The 19,132-nt window shown below is 65.9% G+C and carries 15 protein-coding genes; 7 read left to right on the forward strand and 8 right to left on the reverse strand.

Features of this window, described 5'->3' with window-relative positions:
* Positions 1 to 53: 53 nt before the first annotated feature.
* The 3 genes from EYF70_RS16650 to EYF70_RS16660 all read right to left on the reverse strand — a co-directional run bounded on the left by EYF70_RS16650 (position 54) and on the right by EYF70_RS16660 (position 2,678).
* Positions 54 to 899, reverse strand: coding sequence for an amidohydrolase family protein (locus EYF70_RS16650; RefSeq protein WP_131146403.1), 846 nt, complete (start codon positions 897 to 899; stop codon positions 54 to 56).
* A complete protein-coding gene (locus tag EYF70_RS16655) occupies positions 896 to 2,020 on the reverse strand; it encodes a mannitol dehydrogenase family protein (protein ID WP_131146404.1) in 1,125 nt (374 codons plus the stop codon). Before EYF70_RS16655 ends, EYF70_RS16650 begins: the two co-directional genes overlap by 4 nt.
* A gap of 187 nt (positions 2,021 to 2,207) precedes the next feature.
* Complete coding sequence (locus EYF70_RS16660) at positions 2,208 to 2,678, reverse strand: GNAT family N-acetyltransferase (RefSeq protein WP_131146405.1); 471 nt, start codon at positions 2,676 to 2,678, stop codon at positions 2,208 to 2,210.
* A gap of 162 nt (positions 2,679 to 2,840) precedes the next feature.
* Here EYF70_RS16660 and EYF70_RS16665 point away from each other — a divergent pair, with 162 nt between their 5' ends.
* Positions 2,841 to 5,147 (forward strand): DOMON domain-containing protein, encoded by a 2,307-nt coding sequence (locus EYF70_RS16665; RefSeq protein WP_174800412.1) that lies wholly within the window; start codon positions 2,841 to 2,843, stop codon positions 5,145 to 5,147.
* A 238-nt stretch (positions 5,148 to 5,385) separates the two neighbouring features.
* Here the strand turns inward: EYF70_RS16665 and EYF70_RS16670 are convergent, their stop codons facing one another.
* Positions 5,386 to 5,700 (reverse strand): hypothetical protein, encoded by a 315-nt coding sequence (locus EYF70_RS16670; protein ID WP_229420417.1) that lies wholly within the window; start codon positions 5,698 to 5,700, stop codon positions 5,386 to 5,388.
* 72 nt (positions 5,701 to 5,772) lie between these two features.
* Here EYF70_RS16670 and EYF70_RS16675 point away from each other — a divergent pair, with 72 nt between their 5' ends.
* A complete protein-coding gene (locus tag EYF70_RS16675) occupies positions 5,773 to 6,315 on the forward strand; it encodes an ester cyclase (protein WP_131146406.1) in 543 nt (180 codons plus the stop codon).
* Between the two features lie 140 nt (positions 6,316 to 6,455).
* On the opposite strand, the gene EYF70_RS16680 is transcribed toward EYF70_RS16675, so the two are convergent.
* The gene (locus tag EYF70_RS16680; protein ID WP_131146407.1) at positions 6,456 to 6,923 is read right to left on the reverse strand and encodes a DUF4279 domain-containing protein; all 468 of its coding nucleotides are present in this window, start codon (positions 6,921 to 6,923) and stop codon (positions 6,456 to 6,458) included.
* A gap of 365 nt (positions 6,924 to 7,288) precedes the next feature.
* Here EYF70_RS16680 and EYF70_RS16685 point away from each other — a divergent pair, with 365 nt between their 5' ends.
* The gene (locus EYF70_RS16685) at positions 7,289 to 7,537 is read left to right on the forward strand and encodes a hypothetical protein (RefSeq protein WP_131146408.1); all 249 of its coding nucleotides are present in this window, start codon (positions 7,289 to 7,291) and stop codon (positions 7,535 to 7,537) included.
* A 151-nt stretch (positions 7,538 to 7,688) separates the two neighbouring features.
* A complete protein-coding gene (locus EYF70_RS16690) occupies positions 7,689 to 8,189 on the forward strand; it encodes an arsenate reductase ArsC (protein WP_131146409.1) in 501 nt (166 codons plus the stop codon).
* 134 nt (positions 8,190 to 8,323) lie between these two features.
* Here the strand turns inward: EYF70_RS16690 and EYF70_RS16695 are convergent, their stop codons facing one another.
* A complete protein-coding gene (locus EYF70_RS16695) occupies positions 8,324 to 8,611 on the reverse strand; it encodes a hypothetical protein (RefSeq protein WP_131146410.1) in 288 nt (95 codons plus the stop codon).
* A gap of 234 nt (positions 8,612 to 8,845) precedes the next feature.
* On the reverse strand, positions 8,846 to 9,814 hold the full coding sequence (corA, locus tag EYF70_RS16700) for a magnesium/cobalt transporter CorA (protein WP_131146411.1): 969 nt from the start codon (positions 9,812 to 9,814) through the stop codon (positions 8,846 to 8,848).
* Positions 9,815 to 10,325: 511 nt separating this feature from the next.
* Between corA and EYF70_RS16705 the strand changes: the two genes are divergently transcribed.
* From EYF70_RS16705 to EYF70_RS16715, 3 genes are all read left to right on the forward strand, one after another.
* Positions 10,326 to 13,571: a TonB-dependent receptor gene (locus EYF70_RS16705; protein WP_165497699.1), complete on the forward strand. Its 3,246-nt coding sequence runs from the start codon at positions 10,326 to 10,328 to the stop codon at positions 13,569 to 13,571.
* A 117-nt stretch (positions 13,572 to 13,688) separates the two neighbouring features.
* Positions 13,689 to 15,380 (forward strand): glycoside hydrolase family 43 protein, encoded by a 1,692-nt coding sequence (locus EYF70_RS16710; protein ID WP_131146413.1) that lies wholly within the window; start codon positions 13,689 to 13,691, stop codon positions 15,378 to 15,380.
* A 26-nt stretch (positions 15,381 to 15,406) separates the two neighbouring features.
* Entirely contained in the window at positions 15,407 to 16,477 is a 1,071-nt protein-coding gene (locus EYF70_RS16715) for a glycoside hydrolase family 43 protein (RefSeq protein WP_131146414.1), read from the forward strand.
* An 18-nt stretch (positions 16,478 to 16,495) separates the two neighbouring features.
* Here the strand turns inward: EYF70_RS16715 and EYF70_RS16720 are convergent, their stop codons facing one another.
* Positions 16,496 to 19,120 carry a family 20 glycosylhydrolase gene (locus EYF70_RS16720; protein WP_229420418.1) on the reverse strand — a complete coding sequence of 875 codons (2,625 nt, stop codon included), beginning with the start codon at positions 19,118 to 19,120 and terminating at the stop codon, positions 16,496 to 16,498.
* Positions 19,121 to 19,132: the final 12 nt, after the last annotated feature.

The following is a 19,132-nucleotide window of genomic DNA, read 5'->3' on the forward strand; positions in this document are numbered from 1 at the left end:
TGGAAGTTCAGCGGAATTGTAGCTTCATTGTCGCTATCCGGTTGCAACAAGGATCAGCAGACCTTCCCTGGCCCGGCAATACGGTAGAACCGCGCGGCATTGCCACCGAAGACCGCGCGCCGGCCGCTCTCGTCGATGTGCCCCAGCAGCGCCTCGCTGGCCGACAGCCAGCGGCCGTAGTCGGCCGCCAGGTCGAGCACCGGCCAGTCGCTGCCCCACAGCACGCGGCCGGCGCCGAATACCTCCAGCACGTGGCACGCCCAGGGGCGCAGCTGCTCGACAGTCCAGTCGCGCCCTGCCTCGGTCACCATGCCCGACAGTTTGCAGTGCACCTGCGGCAGCGCGGCCAGCGCGGCGATATCGTCGCGCCACCCGGCCGTGGCACCGGCCGCAATGGCCGGCTTGCCGATGTGGTCGACGACGATCGGCAACTCTGGAAAGCGCCGGGCGAAGGCCAGCAGCGCCGGCAAGTGCCGCGGCAGGACCAGCGCGTCGAAGGCCAGGCCGTGGCGTTGCATGGCATCCACGGCCGGGCCCAGCGCGGGGTCGTCGATCCACCGTTCGTCGGCCAGGTCCTGCAGCATCGGCCGCAAGCCGCGCAGCCGGCCGTGCGCCGCCAGCGCGGCGATGCGGCGCGGCGCGTCGGGCGCCTTCAGGTCCGTCCACCCCACCACCGCGGCGATGAAATCGAAGCGGCCGGCCAGGCCGAGCATGTAGCGGGTATCGGCTTCGTCGGGCAGCGACTGCACCAGCACGGTGGCGTCGATGCCGTGCGCGCGCAGCAGCGGCTGCAGGTCGGCCGGCTCGACATCGCGGTGGATGGCGGCCAGCTCCGGCGGGGGCCATCCGCCGTTACGCGCGGCCAGGCGCCAGAAGTGCTGGTGCGCATCGATCCTCATGCCGCCTCCATGTGCAGCGCGGCATACAGGCGCGGTTGCGGCAGGCCCAGTTCCAGCTCGCTGGCCAGCGTGACCAGCGGTAGCAGCCGGCGGCGCTTCTTCTCGGCGTGGTTCTGGGCGATGTCGGCCAGGCGGTGCGCCAGGAAAGGATTGATGAAGCGCTCGCGCACGTCCGCCAGGTAGGCGCGCGCCTCGGCACCTTCGCCCAGGCCGTCGAACACGGGCAGGATCTCGCCTTCCCACAGCGCTTCCAGCTCGCCCCGCAGCATTGGATCGCCCATCGCCTGCGCCACCGTTTCATCGGCCGCGCGGTCTTCCGCCAGCCACCGCTCGGCCATGAAGGTGTGCGCCGCATTGAGCAGGTACAGCTTGCGCCGTTCATAGGTTGCCAGCCGGTCCGTGACGATGACGCGCGGATGGCGGCACGGCAGCACCATGCCCGGCTGCGCCTCGATCGCCCACAGCGCGTACGGTTCGGCCACCGCGCCGGCCGGTTCGAGCGCCTCGGAGACGATGCGGTCCACCAGCGAATCGACCCAGATGCAGCGGCTGCACAGCCATCCGGTGAACGCTTCGTCCAGCCACCACGCGCGGGCCAGCCTGGCCACCACTTCGCGCAGCACGCTGCCGTTGTGGGCCACCAGCTCGCACGGGTACAGCGTGATGGGCGCGCCGCCGTGGCGCCAGCGCCAGTGCAGCAGCACCAGCAGCTTGGCGGGGAAGCTGCGCGGCGGCGTGCCGCTTTCGATCAGGTGCGGACCATCCCCGGCCGACAGCTCGTAGCCGCGGTCGCCGGTGTTCGACACGATCACCTGCACCGTGCTCTCCACCAGCGTGCGGATGGCGGCCCAGTCGGTGGCGGCATCGAAGCCCGCCGCGATGGCGGTGACGCGGCGCTCATCGTCGACCACCTGCCCCGCAGCGCGGCCGCGGATGCGCACGGGATAGCCGCCCGGTGCCGCCAGCGCGGCGATGCGGCGCAGGCTCTGCGCATTGCCGGTGGTCTGCACCACCGCGATGCGGCCCAGTGCCTCGCCCCGTTCCAGCGCTTCGTCGACGAACAGGTCGACATGCGCCTGCAGGAAGCGGCTGGTACCGAATTGCAGGATCGGGGTGCTCATGGGCATTGGCGCGTCTCCGCTCGGGTGGTGAATGTCGCGTGGTTCTTCGATGGTCCTGGATCGATTGTACTGTATCAATTTAAGACATTCCAGATTTTGGACATGCCTTCGTGGCCACGCTGAAGGCATCGCGCGTTTCACCGCCGACGCCGCGGGTGCGCCTATCGTTGGACTGAGCCGTCCACGTTCACGCCGGCAGCTCGCGCATGCCGAGGCGGTGATACAAGCCCCGTGCGTCCACATTGCCGCTGTCGACCTTCAGGTCGACATGCTGATGGCCGCGCCGCGCGAACCAGGCGAACGCATGCCGCATCAATGCCGCGCCGAGGCCGCGGCGCCGCCATGCGGGCGCCACCACGATGTCCTTCACGAACGGCACGTTCCAGCAGATCGCGGCCCCGGCAACGCCGCCATGCGCATCGATGGCGATGAAGAACGTATCGGCGTCGAACTCGGCGTCGCGGCTCAAACCCGTCCACCACTCGTCGAAGCTTTCGCCGCGGTCCGGGTGGGCGGCGGCCAGCAGCGCATGGGCGGGCCGCGCATGCAGCGCGGGAACGAACGGCACGGCGCACACGCCATCCGGGAATTCCGGCGGTGCCGCGCCATCCGCAGCGGCGAGGACCTTGCGCATGCGGATCGAGGCAGTTGGGGCCATGGCGTCTTCCTGGATGGATCGAGAAGCGTCGAGTATAGGACGGAGGCGCGTGCCACGAACGTCCCGCCGGCACCTGGCGACAATTTACCCATGGAATGATGAAAAAGATAATGCTAGACTGCCGCGCCGCGTCAGCCCGACGGTACGCACTTATTCCAGTTCATGAATTTCATCCAGAAAGCCACATCGTTCGCCTGTTTCCTCGCCCTGCCGCTCGCCGTCCATGCCGAGGATGGCGCGGTGCTGGCATCGCTGCCCGCCCTGCTGCTCGACCGCCACCAGCTCGTCACCGTGGATGGCGACCTGCAGGAGACCGTGTGGCAGGACGCACCTGAATTCGGCACCTTCCACCAGTTCCTGCCGGAGAATGGCAAGCCGCTGCCGCCGGGGCTGCGCACCACCGTGCGCCTGCTGATCGATGGCGATGCGCTGATCTTCGGCATCCGCGCATGGGACGGCACGCCGGCCGGCATGCGCAGCTCGCTGGCGCGGCGCGACAAGGTGGCGCAGGACCAGGACTTCATCGGCATCTGGCTCGATCCTACCGGCCATGGCCGCGCCGCCCAGTTCGTGCGCGTCAATATCGACGGAGTGCTCAGCGACGGCATGTACCGCGCCGACGAGGACGAGGATGACCTGGGTCCCGACTTCCCCATCGATGCGGCGGTGCGCCGCCTGCCGGACGGCTACAGCATGGAGATCCGCTGGCCCATGTCGAACCTGCGCTTCCCGTACGAAGACGGCAAGACGTGGCGCCTGATGGTCGAGCGCAGCGTGCCGCACGCGGGCGGGCTGCGGCTCACCAGCACGCCGCTGAAGACCGGCTCGCTCAGCTACATCGACGCGCTGCAGGAAATCGGCGGCATGGCCGGCACCGTGCAGGCCGTGCGCGACCGGTCGTTCCTTGAACTGAAGCCGGAACTGACCGTGCGTGCCAACCGCGACCGCGACGACACCGGCCGCCGGCATGCGAACAAGGCCAGCGCGGGGCTGGAAATCAACGCGCGGCCCCGCGCCGACTGGGTGTTCAATGCCACGCTCAATCCCGATTTCTCCCAGGTGGAGATCGACGAGCCGATGCCCACCGGCGCCAGCCGCATCGCGCTGTCGCTGCCGGAAAAGCGCGGCTTCTTCCTGGAGAGCGCCGACGTGCTGGGCCTGCCCCTGTCGGCGTTCTACTCGCGCACGATCGCCAGCCCGCAATGGGGCTTGCGCGCCACGTGGCGCAATGCGCAAGCGGATGCGACGGCGATGAGCCTGCGCGACGAGGAAGGCGGCGTGGTGATGCGCGGGCGCGTGTATGAAACGGCCGAGTATACGCAGACGCGGCGCACGCTGGCCAGCATGGCGCGGGCGCGCTGGCATCGCGACGGCATGCTGCTGGGCGCTTTCGTGTCGCAGCGCGGCTATGGCGATGGCGGCAGCAACGAGGTGGCCGGCTTCGATGGCCAGTGGCGCGGCAACGGCCACCAGGCGTCGTGGCTGCTGATGCATTCGCAAAACAGCGCCGGCTTTGTCGAGGAGCCGCACGCCCGCACCGCCAGGGTGCCGGTGCGGCACGGCAGCTACGCGCAGGGCCGGCTGGTGCAGATCAACGACAACTGGTGGAACGAGGCAAAGGTCGAAGCCATCGGGCCCGGCTTCGTCAACGACAACGGTTTCGTGCCGCAGGCCGGCGTCGTCAAGACCGACATCAATCTGAATCGCCGCCTCGGCGAGCACGAGGTGCCGTTCGGCGCCGCGCCGCTGAAACTGTACGAGTTCGAGGCGCATCTCGGCCTGCACGAGATCCGCACGCTGTCCGATGCCACGCTGGAGCAGCCGGCCAACGAGATCGTCGAACGCAAAATCCAGCCGGGCATCTGGTTCCGCACCGGCCGCCAGACGGACCTGTGGGCCAACCTGGGCTTCGACCGGCAGCGCGCACGCCGCGGCGGCCAGCTGCACGATACGCGCGCCCTGCACTTCGGCTTCGCGTCGTCGCCGCTGCCGTGGATGCCGGTGCTGAAGGCCGAGGTCACGCTGGGCCGGCAGCTCGACGTGGACGCCGACCGGGTGGGGCATGGCGGCAACGTCGTCGTCGATGCGGGCTTCCGCTTTCCATTCCCGCTGGCCCCGGCCGGGCGCGCCTGGGCGATCGAATCGGATGTGCGCCTCAACCGGGCATGGATCGACGGCACGCAGGGCCGCCCCGCCTTCGCCGACAACGGCTGGCGCTGGCTCGGCATGCTGCACTTCACCGCCAGCGATTCGCTGCGCCTGCTGGCGCAGAACACCTCGTCGTCGCGGCGCGATGATGGCGTGTCCGGCCTGGCGCCGTCGGCCGATCGGGGCTCGCACCGCTCGCTGCTGTACCGGCACCTGTGGCGGCATGGCCGTTCGCTGTCGGTCGGCTACTCTCGGGACCGCGCCAGCGAGGGGAATGCCGTCAATGGCTCGCTGACCGTCAAGATGCAGTGGGAAGTGTGAGGTGTGAGGTGTGAGGTGTGAAGCGTGAAGCACGGGCCGGATGTAGACAGACGATATGGTTTGCCGCACGTTCCCCTATGAGGCGGGCCGCTTTGCCCGATTATTTGCGCAGCTGATGTTTGCTACAGTTGCTCGGAGTACCGGTCTCGATCGGCAGCTTGCAACATGAGGTTTGCGACAGCCTGGTGGACACGTGCGCTAAGCGAAAGTCTGCTTCCACCCCATTGCAGACGTTCAATCACAGCGTCCTTATCGTTAGCCTTTTCTTCCGCAGGGCCTGCTTCTGGCAGGCTAGCGGTCGAGATTGATCGGCAACCTTGATCACCACTTTGCCGAATGGTCCACGCGCCAGATGCTCGTAGGCTTGCTCGGCTTCGTCGAATGCATAGACCTTGTCGATGACATGCTTGATGCCGTGCTTGTCGAGGAACGGGTCATTCGGTCGAACGAAGTGCGCGGTGCTACGGCGATGCCCCGAATGGTCGTCTGGCGGAAGATCACGGGCACCAGCCGCCTGCCGCGCAACCGGCACGCGGCGTTCCTCACGGATCATTGATCACGTCGTTTGATAGCGCTATCATGCGGATGGCGCCCGCCATTTCATCCACAGCTGAAGGATCGACCCATGACTATTTTCCGCTTCCGTCCGCATTGCTTTTCCCTGCTCGCCGCCATAGCCGTTTGCTCCCTGGCAGTGCCCGCCGCCCACGCCGCCACGGACGCCGACTTGCCGACGCCCCGCGTGATCAACGGCGAGACCCCGGCCACCGCCGCTAACATCCTGGCCGCCCGCCGCTATGCCGCGTTCTGGAACACCGGCAAGCCAGAATTCGCCGAGGCCGCGCTGGCCCCGAATTTCACAGACCGCACGCTGCCGGCGGGCCGTCCGCAAGGCCCGCAAGGTCCGATCAAGGCGTCGCAGGCGTTTCGCGCCGCCGTGCCGGACCTGCGCGCCGACTTGGAGGAAGTCGTCGCCGCCGGCAACCGTGTCGTCGTGCGCCTGCATTTCACGGGCACGTTCACGGGCAAAATGGGCAAGGTGCAAGGCAAAGGCCAGAAGATCGATTTCCAGGCCATGGACCTTTACCAGGTCGTCGACGGCAAGATCACTGACAACTGGCACCTGGAAGACATCAACATGTTCAAGCAGCTCGGCATGGTGAAGTAAGACGCAAGGCGCCGCCGGCGGCGAATACGGCGTGGTAGTTCGTCGGGGTATGCCCGATCGGAAAGGGGCCTGCGGCGCTATCAATAAAGTTAGTCGAGGCAACGACTGCTAACGCCCCATTGCGGACGTTCCCAGCTACATCAAGTTGATTCCGGACTCTCATCCCTTTTCCAAGGGTAGTAATCAAGGCAAAGACCCAGACTCAGGTGTGAGAGCCTTCCCATGAGCGAGGGCTGAATATCGACAACAATATTTTCATCACTGAATAGTCCGACAAAGAATTCTGCCTTTCCCCCTTCCGCGCGAACCCGACTGAAGAACTGAGCTTTCTTTGAAAAGTGCTCGGTTTGAAACTCTAGTGCTTCCTCTACCTCGATGGGTTCAGAAAGCATGGTTACCGGTGTGAGTTCGGTTGACCAGTAGGAAGTCTTGTGGTTGCCACCTAGCGGCACTCCCTTCCTTGAGTATCGAGGAGTTCCTGCCGACCAACTGTATTTGGGCGAGCGCCCAGCGTGCTTAGTAAGCTCTTCGTGTGCCATATGCGGATGCCAAATCCTTAACGAAATAACGTACTGATACGGAGCCATCTTCTCTTTCTTGATTCTCACAAACTGTCTCACAAACGGCTGCTTCTGGCCGAAAGCGGCCGGTCGGTACGACCAATGTACTCTCTCGTTGCTACCAGGACAAGTTGCTGGGCAGTCGTCGCCGACAGGAACGTGGCAGCGCTGGCACGGCAGCAACGAATCGACAACATCTGCCCTCTCCCACGCCAGGTGCCACAGGCCGTTCCAGACCCAGCCAGCATTGAAGTGATTTAACGCCGCTTTCCTGAACGCCGGACTTGATTCATCTGTGGCGAACGCTATCAGCAGAGCACACCGGATGCCGGGGCGCCGCCGCCATGTCATCCGGCCGTCATATTCGTCGCCTACGCTGGCATGGTTGCTCCCCACCGACAAGGCAGCCCAGCATGGACCGGATCGGACTCGAACTCGCCGCCGCGGGCGGCATGGCGTGGATCGCGCTCGGCATGGTATCGGCCGCGGCGGCCTGGCTGCTGCGCGACGGGCTGCGGCTGGTCGCCCACCTGCGCGCCGCGGACAGCCTGATCGCGGCCGGCATGCCCGAGCGCGAGGCGCTGCGCGCGGCCGGCTGCCTGTTCTGGCAGCTGCCGTGGTACCGGCGCATCTTCCGTCGCTACCCCGCCCTGCGCATCTGACGCCGCCAGAGTGGCCCCGCCAAACTGCGGGCTGGCGTGGCGCATGTCATCAGGCGGTCAAGATCGCGGGTTACCTTTGGCAATCCGGTTGCCGGCATGACGAGGCGGAGCACCGCCCGTTGCCGCGCAGCGCAATCCCGAAGGAATCCCGATGGAAGAAAAGGTTTATAACGTTCTGTTCCTCTGCACCGGCAATGCGGTGCGCAGCATCATGGCCGAAGCGCTCGTCGCGACGATGGGCAACGGCCGCTTCCGCGGCTTTTCCGCGGGCAGCCACCCGGCCGGCAGCGTCGATCCGCTGGCACTCGAGCAGATCCGGCCGACCGGCTATCCGCTCGACCAGCTGCGCAGCAAGAGCTGGGACGAATTCGCCGAGCCGGGCGCGCCTGAGATGGATTTCATCTTCACCGTCTGCGACGATGCCGCCGGCGAGGCTTGCCCGTACTGGCCGGGCCATCCGATCACGGCGCACTGGGATGTCGAGGATCCCGCGGCGGCAACGGGTACCGAAGAGCACAGGCGTGCCGCTTACCACCAGGCGTTCCACCAGATCCGCGCGCGCATGGGCATCTTCGTGAGCCTGCCGCTGCACATGCTGGAAAAGAACGCTATCCACCAGCACGTGACCGACATCGGCCGCGCGGCGGCCTGAACGGACCGGCCTGGTTCGGGTTTGCGTCGAAGGATTGATATGCCAGTAAGGGGCCGCACAAAGCACGTTGCGGTTGAGTGCAATTCGGCTCAGCGCAATTCGGCTCACGCAGGCCCAGCTCAGCTCAGCTTAGTTCAGCTTAAATTGACCGCCAGCACAAAGGCGACCTTGCCCACGTCGGCGCCCTTCTTTTCCACCGAGACCGAGCGCAGCACCGGCATCACCAGCGAGGTGCCGGGCTCGTAGACTTCGCCGTGGTTCAACAGGTAGCGCAGGTCCGGCTCCGCCACCTGGAAGGGTTCCAGGGAATATGGCACGTCGGCCTGCACACAGCCCGCCGCCACCAGTTTTTGCATGACACGCCGGCACGCCTCGTCCACCGGCGCGTCGGCTACTACCACTTCCAATACCATTGTTCTCATCTTCGACCTCCTCAGCGAGCGACCCGGCGCGGCCACACGAGGTGTGGAGAGTCGCGCCTGCGGGGATCTTCCGAACGGCTACCTGCTCCGATGACCGGTGCTGCTAGCGTTATCAGTGCTGCGTCTGGAGCATTGCTTGGAGGGTTCGAAGTATGACGGATTTATGACAAATAGTAAATATTTCCTTACATCATAAAGGGTTTTTTCTGGATAAATGGGTACGCTACCGTCCGATCACAGCCAGCCGGCCTTCCTGAAGCGCCGGAACAGGTAGCCGCACACGACGGCCATCGTGCACAGCGCGAACGGGTAGCCGTACTTCCATTTCAGCTCCGGCATGTACTCGAAATTCATGCCCCACACACCGGCAAAGGCCGTAAACGCGGCGAAGATCGCCGCATACGCCGCCAGCTTCTTGCTGATGTCGTTTTCTTCGATGGCCACCATCGACAGCGTCACCTGGATCGCCGTGTTGATGGTGTCGCGCACCGCGTCGAGCCGGCCGGCGATGCGGAACAGGTGGTCGTGCACGTCGCGGAAGTAGTCCTGCGTTTCCGCCACCACGGCCGGCACCCGCCCCCCATGCAGCCTGCCCACCGCATCCATCAGCGGCATCACGGCGTGGCGCAGCACCAGTGCCTTGCGCTTGAGCGCATACAGGCGCTCGACGTTGGCGCGCTGCTCGTCCTTCTGGCTGAAGATGTGGTCCTCGATCGATTCGAGTTCCGATTCGAGCATGTCGACGATGGGGAAGTAGCGGTCGACCACGGCATCGACCAGCGCATACAGCACGAAGCCAGCGCCCTTGTTCAGCTGGTGCGGTTCGCGCTCGGCCCGGGCGCGCACGCCGAGGAAATCCTGGTGCGAATCGCGCCGCACCGACAGCACATAGTTCGGCCCCGCGAACACGGCCAGCTGGCCGATCGTCAACTCGTCGCCATCCATTTCCACGATGTGCACCACGACGAAGATGCTCGCTCCGTACTCTTCCATCTTGGGCCGCTGGTGGCCGCGCGCGGCGTCTTCGATGGCCAGTTCGTGCAGGCTGAACTCATCCTGCATGACGGCGATTTCATCGACGTCCGGATCGCGCAGGGCGACCCACACGAAGGTCTCGGGTTCTTTCAGGTACTCGCTGATGTCCACCACGGGGACATCGGTCAGTTTCTTGCCTTCCTGGTAGGCGACGCAGTTGATCAGCATGGGTGGCTTGCAATGATATTGGGGCAAAAGCATGAGCTTACAGCATGCACGATGTTGCAAAAACACGTCATCTCACACTCGTCGCGCGAAAAGAAATTGGAAGCGCTACCAAAAGTGATGATTGCGCTATTCATTTCAATCCAGGGACTTACGTCACGATACGAGCGAATCAGGTTGGATGATATCGATTTCGATATCGATTCGGCGATATAAGTTATTGGATTAGCGATAAAACAAGGTCTAGATTCGCTCCCACGGCCAGCAAATATTTCAGTGCGCTGAAAGTACCCTGCTGCGGCGGCGAAATGCTCACCCGCATGATTGATGGTTGCGCATATCATTTTTGATCAACGCTATCACCCCGCCTACCTGAAACGAAAGGACAAAACAAGAACACCAGCACTATCGGACACAGATGTTGTTAATCCAGCAATAGAAAATCCAGTAAAAACATGCGGCACGGTAGCACCGGCCGACAGCGCCCTCGAGGCAGACAATAACGGAGACATGGATGAACAAAAAAGTTGCAGGCGCCGCCCGGCGCCGCTTGGGCCGCGACGCGCTCGTGCTGAGCGTTATCTCGACCATCGTCGGCAGTGTGTATGCCCAGTCGCAGGCTGGCACGTTGCCGGGTCCGCTTGCTGCGGAAGGCACCGCCAGCACCAGCGCCACCGCTAGCACCACCGCCGCCGCCACCACGGCCGGCACCACTGCCAGCGCAGCCGCGCAAAGCGTGGCGGGCAGCCCGGCGGCCCCGATCGTGCCGACGGTGACCGTCAGCGGCTACCGCAGCTCCCTGGGCCTGTCGGCCGCCGAAAAGCGCGACAACATCGGCCTGTCCGATACCGTGTTCTCCGAGGACATGGGCAAGTTCCCCGATCCGAACATCGCCGACGCGCTGTCGCGCGTCCCCGGCGTGCAGGTCACCCGTGCGTCGATCGACGGCGAAGGCATGAACATCTCGATCCGCGGCATGGGCCCGGCATTCACCCGCGTGCTGCTCAATGGCGCGCCGATGGCGTCGGCGTCGGCCGGCAGCTGGGGCGGCAACATCAGCGCCAACCGCGAAGTGGACATGGATTTCCTGCCCTCGGAACTGTTCCGCAGCGCCACCGTCTACAAGAGCCAGCAGGCCAGCGTGATCGAAGGCGGCATCGCCGGCACCGTCAACATGCGCAGCGTGCGCCCGTTCGACAAGGCGGGATTGCGCTCGGCCTTCACGCTGTCGGGCAATTACCGCGACCAGGACGGCAAATGGGGCAATACCGGCTCGGCCCTGATCAGCAACACATGGAAAAACAGCACCTTCGGCCGCTTCGGCATCCTCGGCGGCGTGGCCTGGGGGAACACCAAGTACAAGACCGACGCATTCCAGACCGTGGACATGCGGAACCTGCAATTGAAAGGCTTCCAGGCCACCGCCGCGGACAAGCCGAACAGCACCGGCGGCGGCTCGCAGTCGACCCCGGACACGGTGCCGTCCGGCCTGCCGCTGGCCTCCCTGCCCTCGTACGCGCAATCGCTGCTGGTGCCGGGCAAGCAAATCGACCGCAACATGCTGCTGGCGCTGAACCCCGGCGCCACGCTCCAGCAGATCGACAATGGCCTGATGGGCCGCCTGGGCCGCCACATCGTCTACCAGGGCGAACGCAAGCGCGCCGGTGAAGTCATCAGCGTGCAGTGGCAGCCGAACGACCAGTGGGATATCTACCTGGACACGCTGTTCGCGCAAAAGGAAAACAGCATGCTGTCCGAAGGCATGAACGTGGGCACCCGCGCCAACACGCCGATCCCGATCGGGCTGGAATTCGACCGCAGCGACTGCACCGTGGGCTGCGTGATCACCAAGGGCACCTTCGCCAACACGTTCTGGTCGCTGGAATTCCGGCCGATGGAAGAGAAGACCGTGTTCCGCAGCTTCAACCCCGGCTTCGAATGGCGCCCGGCGGACAAGTGGACGATCGACGGCCACGTCAACTACACCAAGAGCACGTTCTGGCGCGACATGCCGACCGTGCTGCTGGCCACCCCGTCGGCCAACTCCGTCATCACGTACGACAACACGACGGCGGGGCAGACGCCGACCTACACGGGCAACCTGGACGTGAACGACGCCGCCAACTTCGGCTGGTACCAGGCCGGCCAGGGCTTGTCCGGGCTGCGCATGGACCTGTACGAGCGCACCAACACCACCAAGGGTTCGCGCCTGAACGTGAACTGGGGCGACAGCGACTTCGCGCTGAAGGTGGGCGGCGCATGGGACGACATCGAGCGCCGCTACCGCGGCTACAGCGTGGCCGACGCGTGGATGAACGTCGCCTGCGGCAACAACGTCAACGCACGCCTGTTCGCGCCGAACACCCAGCTTCGCACCCCCGGCTGCGATGGCCGCAGCACGCCCGGGGCGATCGCCGATGCCGCCACGGCCTACCCCGGCTACGGTACCGGCGTCACGGCGGGCGGCGCGCCGCTGGCTTACCTGGGATCGGTGGTGCCGAATGCCGCCGTGCCCCAGTACGCGCACCCCAGCAACCACGGCTTCATCACCGTCGACTGGCCCAAGTTCGCCAAGGACACGGATTACCAATTCTTCCGCGACAATATCTACCGGGGCTTCAACAGCGGCAGCGGCGGCTATATCCGCGAGGTGGTGACGTCGGCCTTCGCCGAGATCAATGGCCGCGCCGAGGTTTTCGGCCGTACGCTGCGCTACAACGCCGGCCTGCGGCACGCGCGCACCAGGCAGACCATCGGCGACCTGTCGTTCGTGGCGGACCCGCGCAACGCCGGCCTGCAGAACGGCGGCCTGTATCCCAACCTGGACTCGTGGGCGTATGAAACCACGCGCTACAGCAACACGCTGCCGTCGGCCACGCTGGCCTACAACATCACGCCGAACACGATCTTCCGGCTGTCCGGCTCGAAGTCGCTGACGCGCGCCAACCCGGCCGATCTGCGCCAGACCCGCCTGTCGATCGGCGACCAGGGCGCACGCCAGGGCAACCTCACCAACCCGAACCTGAAACCGTTCGCCGCCAACAACCTCGATGCCGGCGTCGAGTACTACTTCAGCCGCGAGGCCTACGTGGCGGCCAGCGCCTTCGCCAAGGACATCACCAGCCGCCCCGGCCGGCGCGTGCTGCAGTACACGCTGGCCGAGCTCGATGCGCTGTATGGCGAAATCGGCCTGACGGATGCGCAGCAGCAGGCCGTCACCGCCAGCGGCGGCCGGGCAAACCACCTGGTCGAGGTCACGGAACCCTACAACATCGACACCAAGCTGAAGGTGCGTGGGGTGGAACTGACGTGGCAGCAGCCGCTGGACATGCTGCCCGTGAAAGGCTTCGGCTTTACCGGCAACTTCACCTACACCAAGCAGACGGACGAGGCAGCGGATGCGCCGCCGGTGGCCGGCGTGCCGCCACGTACCAACAACTTCACGCTGTACTACGAGCGCAACGGCCTGTCGGCCCGCGTGTCGCGCCAGCACACCGCCGCGCACGTGGTCAACACCAGCACGGGTATCACCGTGCCGGGCGGCGCCTATGCCTACACGACGGAACGCAAGCAGGTCGACCTGTCGCTGAGCATGAACCTGAAGCGCATGTTCAATTTCGCCTACAACACCGACGTGACGCTGTCGGCCTGGAACCTGAACAACGCGATCAGCCAGACCTACACGCAGTTCAGCAACGCGATCTACGACGAGTACAAGCCGGGCCGCAGCTACACGATGTCGCTGCGCACGGCGTTCTAGTTTCACGTTTCAGTTTCAGTTTCAGTTTCAGTTTCAGTGTAACGATTCATGGTCTCGCTCCGGCGAGTTGGCGGCCCTGCCATCACGGGGCCGCGTTTTTTTTCAGGTTTTACATCGATGAGACTTCCAACAGCATCCCTTGCAGCGCTTCTCCTGGCCGGTTCGGCGCACGGCGCGGACAATCCCGCCGCCAGCGCGCGTTTCGAGCGCTTCAGCTACGCCGGGCAAACACAGGAACGGGCCAGGCCGCAGCCGGGCGAATTCGTCAATCCGGTCCTGGCCGGCTACTACCCGGACCCGTCGATCGTGCGCGCCGGCGACGACTACTACATGGTGGCGTCGTCGTTCACGAACTTCCCCGGCCTGCCGGTGATGCATTCGAAGGACCTGGTCACGTGGACGCAGGTCGGCAATGCGCTGGACCGCCCCGGCCAGATCGACTTCACCGGCGTGCGCGGCTCGCAGGGCATCTTCGCCCCGGACATCTCGTACCACGACGGCCGCTACTACATCATCACCACGTGCGCCAGCTGCCCCGGCGGCGTGGGCAACTTCATCGTCACGGCCACCAATCCGGCCGGACCGTGGTCGAAACCCGTTACCGTGCAGGGGCTGAACGGCATCGACCCGTCGATCTTCCGGGATGGCGAGAAGATGTACGTGGTCCACAACGACGCCCCCGAAGGCACGCCCCGCTACGACGGCCACCGCGCCATCTGGATCACCGAACTGGACCCCGCTTCGCTGCAGCGCATCGGCAAGCCGAAGGTGCTGGTCGACGGCGGCGTGGACCCGAAAAAGAATCCGATCTGGATCGAGGCGCCGCACATCTTCAGGAAAGACGGCTGGTACTACCTGATCTGCGCCGAGGGCGGCACCGCCGACAACCACTCCGAAGTGGTATTCCGTTCGAAGGACGTGATGGGCCCGTACGTGCCGGGACCGGTGAACCCGATCCTGACCCAGCGCGACCTGGACCCGCAGCGCCCGAATCCGGTAACGACGGCCGGCCACGCCAAGTTCGTGCAGACGCAGAACGGCGAATGGTGGGCCGCGTTCCTGGCCACGCGCCCCTACCCCGGCAACTTCTACAACATCGGCCGCGACACGTTCCTGCTGCCGGTCACGTGGAAGGATGGCTGGCCGATGATCCTGGAACAGGGCAAGCCGATTCCCTACACGCATGCGAAACCAAACCTGCCGGCGCAGCCCGCGCCCGCCGTGCCGATGAACGGCGACTTCGCCTATGTCGACGAATTCGACGGGCCGCTGTCGCCGGGCTGGATGGGCCTGCGCACGCCGCGCGCCAGCGTGTACGATCTGAAAGGTGGCGCGCTGGTGCTGCACGCGGGCCAGCCGCTGGGCGACCTGGCCGGCGTGCCGGGCTTCATCGGCCGGCGCCAGCAGCACCATGACGCCACCGTGTCGACGGTCGTCGACTACGCCCCGCAGCACGATGGCGACCGCGCCGGCCTGCTGGCGATGCAGAACGACGGCGCATGGATGTTCCTGGGCCTGGCGCGGGTGGATGGCAAGCGCGTGGTGGCGCTGTACAAATCCGAAGGCGGCAAGGAGACGCTGCTCGGCACGGCGCCGGCACCGGACGGGCGCGTGGAACTGGCCATGGAAATGCGCGGCGGCCAGTCGGCCTACCGCTACAGGAATGGCAAAGACAAGGGCGGGCAACTGAAGACGCTGAAGACGGGGGTGGACGTGACGTTCCTGTCCACTCAAAAGGCCAAGGGCTTCGTCGGCGTCGTGGTCGGTCCGTACGTGCAGGCGAACGTCGTCAAGCAGGCAGCAAAGTAAAAACCAGAAAGCAAAAAGGAGACACCATGAAAGCAGTCACGAAACGCGAATCCGGCCGGGCACTGCGCCTGGCCGCCGTTGCCGTGTGCGCGGCGGCATTGGCCGCGCCGGCGGCGGCGCAGGGGAACACGACGCAAGCAAAGCCGGCCCAGGCGAAGAACACGCAAGCCAACGCCGCGCCCGGGTCGAACCCGATCATCCGCGACAAGTTCACGGCCGATCCCGCGCCGCTCGTGGTCGGCGACACGCTGTACCTGTACGTGGGCCACGACGAGGCGCAGCGCGACGAGATGTTCAACATGCGCGAATGGCTGGTGTATTCGACGAAGGACATGAAGACCTGGACCGATCACGGTCCCATCATGCACGTCAAGGACTTCAAGTGGGCCAAGGCGGATGCCTGGGCATCGCAGGCGATTGAAAAGAACGGCAAGTTCTACTTCTATGCGGCCGTCGAGCACGATGGCACGCATCCCGGCAAGGCCATCGCCGTGGCGGTGTCGGACAAGCCGACCGGCCCCTTCCGCGATGCGCGCGGCTCGGCCCTCGTCACCAACGCGATGACGCCGAAGGGCACGCACAGCTGGGAAGACATCGATCCCACCGTGTTCACCGACGACGACGGCACCACCTGGCTGGCCTGGGGCAACCGGCAGTGCTATATCGCCAAGCTCAAGCCCAACATGACCGAGATCGACGGCCCGATCCGCGAAATCACGCCGCCCCATTTCGAGGAAGGCCCGTGGCTGCACAAGCGTGGCAAGATGTACTACCTGACGTATGCGTCACTGGACCGCACCACGCAGCGCGACGAGCATGTTTCCTACTCGACGGCGCCCAGCATCGAGGGGCCGTGGACCCACCGCGGCCTGCTCACCGGCTCGGGCAAGTACAGCTTCACGATCCATCCCGGCATCGTGCAGTTCAAGGACAACTGGTACCTGTTCCTGCACAACGCCACGCTGGCGATCGGCGACATGAACGGCGCCATCGGCCGGCGCGCCGTCACCGTCGAACACCTGCAGTACAACCCGGACGGCACGATGAAGACGGTGGTGCAGACCGAGGCCGGCATCACGGTGCCTCCACCCCGCTGAGGATCGTCCGGCTGGCGGTCAGCGGTTTTCCACGCTGGCCACCAGCCCCGGCCGGCCGTTCCGGTCGAACGCGGCCACCTTGATGAGGCCCCGTTCGGCGATCGGCCCGGTCACAAGCCGGCTGGCGGCGGTCGGCGTACTGCCGTCGCTCGTGTAGCGCAGCGCCAGCCCGGGCAGCACGTGGTTGGCAAGCACCCGGCCATCCTCGACCAGCAGGCCGGGCGGCGCGATGCGGTAGTCGACGCCGGCCCGTTCCAGGTCGAGGCGCGGCAGCACGCGCTGGCCCAGCGCATTGACGAAGCCGGACCACGCGCCGCGGTGCAACGCCGCGGCCCGCGCCGGATCGGCCTCGGTGGCCCACGCCGGATCCGGCGCCCAGGCCCGCTCGGCCACCGCCAGCAGGCGCGGCATTACGAGGTAATCGATGCGCGCCGGGTCGCGCACCGTTTCCGTGAACAGCGTAGCCTCCATGCCGCGCACGCGCCGCCTGCCGTAGTCCGTCAAGCCATCCTTGCCGATGCGCGCCTTGTCCGGCGCGTTCTTCAGGTAATCGAAGGGGATGAAGTCATGCACGTCGTCCAGTTCCACATAGGCGCCCCAGTTGACGCCGGGCTCCTCGGGATTCTGGTTATGCGCCATGTCCATGTACATCTTCGTCACCGGCGCCAGCACGATATCGTAGCCGGCGTTGGCCAGGCGGTATGCCAGGTCCTCGGCACCCTCCTTGTTGTTCCAGACATAGGCGGAAAAGCCCCGTTGCGTGAACCGGGGATTCGGGATCAGCTTGTGGCGCCCGGCCAGCGTGGTCTTGCGCGCGGCCATTTCCTCCCAGCCGGAGGCGAACAGCCCGTGCCGCTTCAGGATGCCGTCGACACGGTCGTAGAAGTAGTCCCACAGGTCGGCGCTGGTCTCCAGCTTTTCCCGGCGCATCAGCGCCAGGCTGGCGGGCGACTTTTCCCACGCCCCGTCGGGCAGTTCGTCGCCGCCCATGTGGATCGTGCGCAGCGGCACGCCGGCCGCGCGGTGCAGCTTGACGACTTCCGCCACCACGTGGGCGATGAAGGTGTAGCTCGATTCCAGCCCGGGATTGATGACGTGGTCGTTGTACAGCTGCGGCGACTTGTAGACGGAGCGGTCATCGAAGTCGTGCAGCAGGTATTTCGCCGCATCCTTGCCGCCCGCCGCCTTCAGCCGGTGGTAGCGCGCTTCCATCGCCTGCACGGCGGCACGCGCATGGCCGGGCATCTCGATTTCCGGGATCACGTCGATGTGCCGCGCTTTCGCATAGCGCAGGATGTCGAGGTAGTCGGCGCGGCTGAAGTGCCCGCTGCCGGCCGCATCGCGCGGATCGGGGCCGGAGCCGTAGGCCGGCTGCAGCCGCACGCCCGGTTTCGTGCTGTGGCCGCGCACCGCGCCGATCGCCGTCAGTTCCGGCAGGCCGGCGATTTCCAGGCGCCAGCCCTCGTCGTCCGTCAAGTGGAAATGCAGGGTATTGAGCTTGTAGCGCGCCATCAGGTCGAGCCACTTGAACACCGTGGCCTTGCCGTGGAAATTGCGCGCCACGTCCAGCATGAGGCCGCGGTGGCCGAAGCGCGGCGCATCCGTGATCGCCACTTCGGGCAATGCCGGATCGGCGGTGCCGGGCAGCGGCATCAGGTCGCGCAGCGTCTGCAGGCCGTAGAACACGCCGGCCGGGCTGTTGCCGGTGATGGCGATGCCGTCCCTGGCATCGATGACCAGGCGGTAGGCTTCGGGCGATGCCTGCCCTTCCACCTTGCCTAAAGCGAGTTTCAGGGGAGCGCCGCCCGCGCCGAACAGATCGCGCGCCAGCGCCGCCTCGCCGCGCAGCGCGGCCGGCGCGCTCACGGCCGGCTTGCCCGCCAGGCGCAGCTTGCCGGTGCCGGGCTGCATGTGCAACGGCGTCGGCAGCACCGGCGGCACGGCGGCCACGGGCAGCAGGTCGGCACGGGCATTGCGGCGATACGTGTCGGCCGGCGTGACCAGCGGTTTAGGGCCGGTGGTTCCGGTGGTATTGTCGTTGCCCGTACTGACCTGCTCCGGCCGCGTGACCGGCAACAGCGCGTAGTCGGCAATGGGCAAGCCCACATCGGGCGCGGTGTCGTACACGAGGTACGGCCCGGTCGGCGCCTTGTCCAGCTTGACGATGCGGTACGGGTACAGCAGGCCGACTTCCAGCGACTGGCCCGGCGCCAGGCCGGCAAAGCCGTCGCCGGGCAGCAGGCGGAAGTAGCCGCCGGCGACCTGTTCCAGCACCAGGCCGCCGCCCACGGCGCCGGTCTCCAGCGCATCCATGCTGTTGAAGTACAGCGTCCAGCCGCGCGCCGGCAACGGCCGGCTGTCGTTGTTGGTGACGATCAGCCGCGCCTGCGTGCGCCCGCGTGGCGCCTGTTCCGTGAACACGTTGCGCTGCAGTTCCCAGCGCACCTGCAGCCTGGCGGCACTGGCCGCGCTGTCCGGCGCCGCCGCGGACGCGGCCTGTGCGGGCGCTGCCGCCACGGTTGCCGACGAGGTTGCAGATGAGGTTACAGATGAGGTTGCAGATGAGGATGCCAGCATTGCCAGCATCGCCAGCCAGTGCGGCGCGGCCAGGGCGCTGCCCCAGGCCTTCGTTCGATTACCCAAGCGTGTCTCCCG

The sequence above is a fragment of the Pseudoduganella albidiflava genome (assembly GCF_004322755.1).
Classification (GTDB): Bacteria; Pseudomonadota; Gammaproteobacteria; order Burkholderiales; family Burkholderiaceae_D; genus Rugamonas; species Rugamonas albidiflava.

What these genes read in the sequence shown, in the direction of transcription:
- EYF70_RS16675 (WP_131146406.1), top strand. Translation starts at nt 5,773, where the DNA reads ATGACTATTTTCCGCTTCCGTCCGCATTGCTTTTCCCTGCTCGCCGCC.
- EYF70_RS16690 (WP_131146409.1), top strand. Translation starts at nt 7,689, where the DNA reads ATGGAAGAAAAGGTTTATAACGTTCTGTTCCTCTGCACCGGCAATGCG.
- EYF70_RS16650 (WP_131146403.1), bottom strand. Translation starts at nt 899, where the DNA reads ATGAGGATCGATGCGCACCAGCACTTCTGGCGCCTGGCCGCGCGTAAC.
- EYF70_RS16670 (WP_229420417.1), bottom strand. Translation starts at nt 5,700, where the DNA reads ATGATCCGTGAGGAACGCCGCGTGCCGGTTGCGCGGCAGGCGGCTGGT.
- EYF70_RS16705 (WP_165497699.1), top strand. Translation starts at nt 10,326, where the DNA reads ATGAACAAAAAAGTTGCAGGCGCCGCCCGGCGCCGCTTGGGCCGCGAC.
- EYF70_RS16660 (WP_131146405.1), bottom strand. Translation starts at nt 2,678, where the DNA reads ATGGCCCCAACTGCCTCGATCCGCATGCGCAAGGTCCTCGCCGCTGCG.
- EYF70_RS16655 (WP_131146404.1), bottom strand. Translation starts at nt 2,020, where the DNA reads ATGAGCACCCCGATCCTGCAATTCGGTACCAGCCGCTTCCTGCAGGCG.
- EYF70_RS16710 (WP_131146413.1), top strand. Translation starts at nt 13,689, where the DNA reads ATGAGACTTCCAACAGCATCCCTTGCAGCGCTTCTCCTGGCCGGTTCG.
- EYF70_RS16665 (WP_174800412.1), top strand. Translation starts at nt 2,841, where the DNA reads ATGAATTTCATCCAGAAAGCCACATCGTTCGCCTGTTTCCTCGCCCTG.
- EYF70_RS16715 (WP_131146414.1), top strand. Translation starts at nt 15,407, where the DNA reads ATGAAAGCAGTCACGAAACGCGAATCCGGCCGGGCACTGCGCCTGGCC.
- corA (WP_131146411.1), bottom strand. Translation starts at nt 9,814, where the DNA reads ATGCTGATCAACTGCGTCGCCTACCAGGAAGGCAAGAAACTGACCGAT.
- EYF70_RS16695 (WP_131146410.1), bottom strand. Translation starts at nt 8,611, where the DNA reads ATGAGAACAATGGTATTGGAAGTGGTAGTAGCCGACGCGCCGGTGGAC.
- EYF70_RS16685 (WP_131146408.1), top strand. Translation starts at nt 7,289, where the DNA reads ATGGACCGGATCGGACTCGAACTCGCCGCCGCGGGCGGCATGGCGTGG.